This is a genomic window from Shigella sp. FC1967 (genome assembly GCF_001743005.1).
Lineage (GTDB): Bacteria > Pseudomonadota > Gammaproteobacteria > Enterobacterales > Enterobacteriaceae > Proteus.
Window position 1 is genome coordinate 1 of sequence record NZ_MIIZ01000833.1, and the last position, 2,780, is coordinate 2,780.

At 35.2% G+C, this 2,780-nt stretch carries 4 protein-coding genes and 1 pseudogene; all 5 read right to left on the minus strand.

Annotated features, from left to right (window positions below; translation table 11 throughout):
• Window positions 1–168 precede the first annotated feature (168 nt).
• Window positions 169–687, minus strand: a pseudogene (locus BHE89_RS25880) (contact-dependent growth inhibition system immunity protein).
• Entirely contained in the window at window positions 684–797 is a 114-nt protein-coding gene (locus BHE89_RS27480) for an endonuclease toxin domain-containing protein (RefSeq protein WP_458694225.1), read from the minus strand. Before BHE89_RS27480 ends, BHE89_RS25880 begins: the two are co-directional and overlap by 4 nt.
• On the minus strand, window positions 751–987 hold the full coding sequence (locus BHE89_RS27485) for an endonuclease toxin domain-containing protein (RefSeq protein WP_458694226.1): 237 nt from the start codon (window positions 985–987) through the stop codon (window positions 751–753). Before BHE89_RS27485 ends, BHE89_RS27480 begins: the two co-directional genes overlap by 47 nt.
• Window positions 988–1,015: 28 nt before the next feature.
• The gene (locus BHE89_RS14180; RefSeq protein ID WP_128860563.1) at window positions 1,016–1,336 is read right to left on the minus strand and encodes a hypothetical protein; all 321 of its coding nucleotides are present in this window, start codon (window positions 1,334–1,336) and stop codon (window positions 1,016–1,018) included.
• 58 nt (window positions 1,337–1,394) lie between these two features.
• Entirely contained in the window at window positions 1,395–2,468 is a 1,074-nt protein-coding gene (locus tag BHE89_RS14185) for a DUF637 domain-containing protein (protein WP_286146158.1), read from the minus strand.
• Window positions 2,469–2,780: the final 312 nt, after the last annotated feature.

The following is a 2,780-nucleotide window of genomic DNA, read 5'->3' on the forward strand; positions in this document are numbered from 1 at the left end:
GGTAATTTTCATATAGTTCATTAAGAGCTTCAAAAAGAAACATTCCAATCTTTTTAATTCAAAATAAAATTATTTAATTATTTAATTATTTAATTATTTAATTTAATATCCATTACCTAAAATTTACATATATATTACATTTCAATTTATACAGGATTCTCACTTTCGTTAAGTTAAAATTTTCTTAGTAGTACACCGACTAAATGCAAGACGAATACCCGAACCTATCTCATCAAATGAGCTATCTAACGATAAAATAACCTTATGGGATGCCCCAATTCCTTCCCACCCTTCAAGACTTGAATGGTAAGAAGGTGAAATTAATATTTTGTTATTAGAAAGATAAATAGAACAGTTTAGCATATTAGCTAAAAGTTGGCGTTTTTGAGCGAATAATCATATTTATACCGTAATAATTCTAGCCTGAATTTCCAGTTTTTTTTTTATATTTTCCTTCTTAAAGAGTTTGTCATATTCCTCATCTTTAAGCTGAGTTCGACTATTTTCTAAAACTTTAATTAAACTTTCACCAAGCTCCTTATTTGAACACGTTAAAGAAAGTATAATTGATGAAAAATTCGGATCGATTGTCATTAGCCCATAACCAGATTCAGTATTTAAGCAAAAAAATTTATCTGTCATTACTATCAAAGCACAATACTCATTATCGTTAATAAACGTCATCATTTTACCTGCGTTATCTTTACTTCAATATTCATACTTTTACCATAAGCTACCGCACGGTTAATTTCAATCCATTGAGCCTTTGTTGTCGATTGTGGTACAGCAAGCCAAATTTCTCGTTTTTGCTATCATTTCTGAATGTAAATTGACTCCTGACAATCTATAACCTTCAAATTTTGCAACATCATCTATATTACTTTTAATTGTATTATAAATTTGTTTTGGTCGATTAAGTTTACTCATCGTTTGAGTATCTAGGCTTTTGCATCTTATTGCTACTTTATCTTTAGCAATTATAAAAATTCAAATGTTTTAAAATTTTTTTGGTAATCTAGTATGAACAGGTAAGCTTTTCGCAATAGAGTTTTTCCCATGACATTCCTTGTGTATTTATATTTCCTCCCCCAGAAGACCATTTCATACCAATTTCAGAAGCAGAGATTGTTTTAATTGCTGAATTTCTGCCAAAATATCTAATAGCAAAATCGCTTAATTCTTTAACTAAAAAACCAGCACTAACAAGAAAAAACTGGTTATCTGGCTCTGAAATCCACGATGAAAACTTTAACCAAGAAGGAGTGTTTACGTCTATTTTATCTAAATCTTGTGAATTCCAATATTGAACATATTGTTTAGCTATCTCAGTTTGCATTGTATCAGCACCAAGATAACTAGCCCAATATGGTCTCTTAGTTAACTCAAGTGCATTTTCAATTCTTTTTTTTCTTGATCTCGATAACTGCTAACGGGTTGTCATTTAACTCAACATCTAGTTTTAAACTATTTTCATTGCTAAAAACTGCATATTTGTCGATTATCTTTGATAAGCATTCAGCATTAGAACCACACTTATGTATTTCTCGATCGAAATCCATCGAAAGATCATGAAATAAATGGTTGAAACGGAATATATTCTCAGCTGAACTAGCACCACTATATACACCACCTGGCTCACCAGTAAAAATTCCACCTGCAATGCCACCAAATAATCTAACAAATTGAGCTTGTGATTCTGATTTTTTCTGCCACTCCTCAGCCTTAATAGTATTATCACCCAACGAAATAGCCGCAATTTCAGCAGCTAAACTGCCGACAATTGCACCATTAACATTTCCCCCACTAATTTGGGCAGATAAACCAGATAATGTTGCATGGCTTAACACCTTTCCTGCATGCCCTAATACCGCACCGTTATCACCAATGAGATTGGCGCCTTCTGCATGGAATTGACTGCCAATATTGCTTAATAGCGCAGTTTTAAAATTATCAATAAAACTGCCACCTTGAATGGCTGTGCCTAGTGTAGAACTCACTACTGACTGTGAGGCAACGCGTTGAGCAACTTGAGTCCATGTGGCGTTATCAGTAAGCAGTAACTTACCTGTTGAGGGTAAGGTTCCTCCTTGGATTGCCTGATCCCAACCCATAAATTGGTCAAGACCTTGCAATGCCCCCGCAACCACCATACTCGTAACAATAGATTTAGCGGTATCACTACGGCCGAGGGATTCAATAGTTTTATAAATACTGCCTTTGTTTTCGGCTAAAGATACCGCTGCTTGCGATACTAAAGAGGCAAAACCTGCTTGTGCTGCGACAGATGCCGTTGAAGCCACACTGGCTGATGCACCTGCCGCAATGGTGGCTTCACTTGCCATTCCACCAATGGTTGCCGCCGTTGCAGTACCGTAAGTTGCAACCCCTACCGCGATAGCAATAACCGCACCAACAACAGGATTTAATTGCTGAGTTTTATCATCCCAACTGGAATAAGTGTCTTTCACTAAATTCCAATTAATATTTTCTTGGCGCTGGAGAGCGTTAAGCCAAGCATATTCTGGCGTGTTACTTAAAACCGTTAATGCTTGTTCTAGTGATTGTTCTTTCTGGGCTTTAATATCCGCAGATATGCCTTTGGGGGCATCAATTGTGAGCTTTCCGCCAATATAAAGTTCAGGTAATACCCATATTCCTTTGGTGTATCCCTGATCACGTTGAGTAAATATAAATATCTTTTGAATTGGTAATAACTTGTTTAAAGGCTGTATTTTTTACTGCTTTAAAATTAATTTTTCCTGTTTTACTGGTTAACTTGG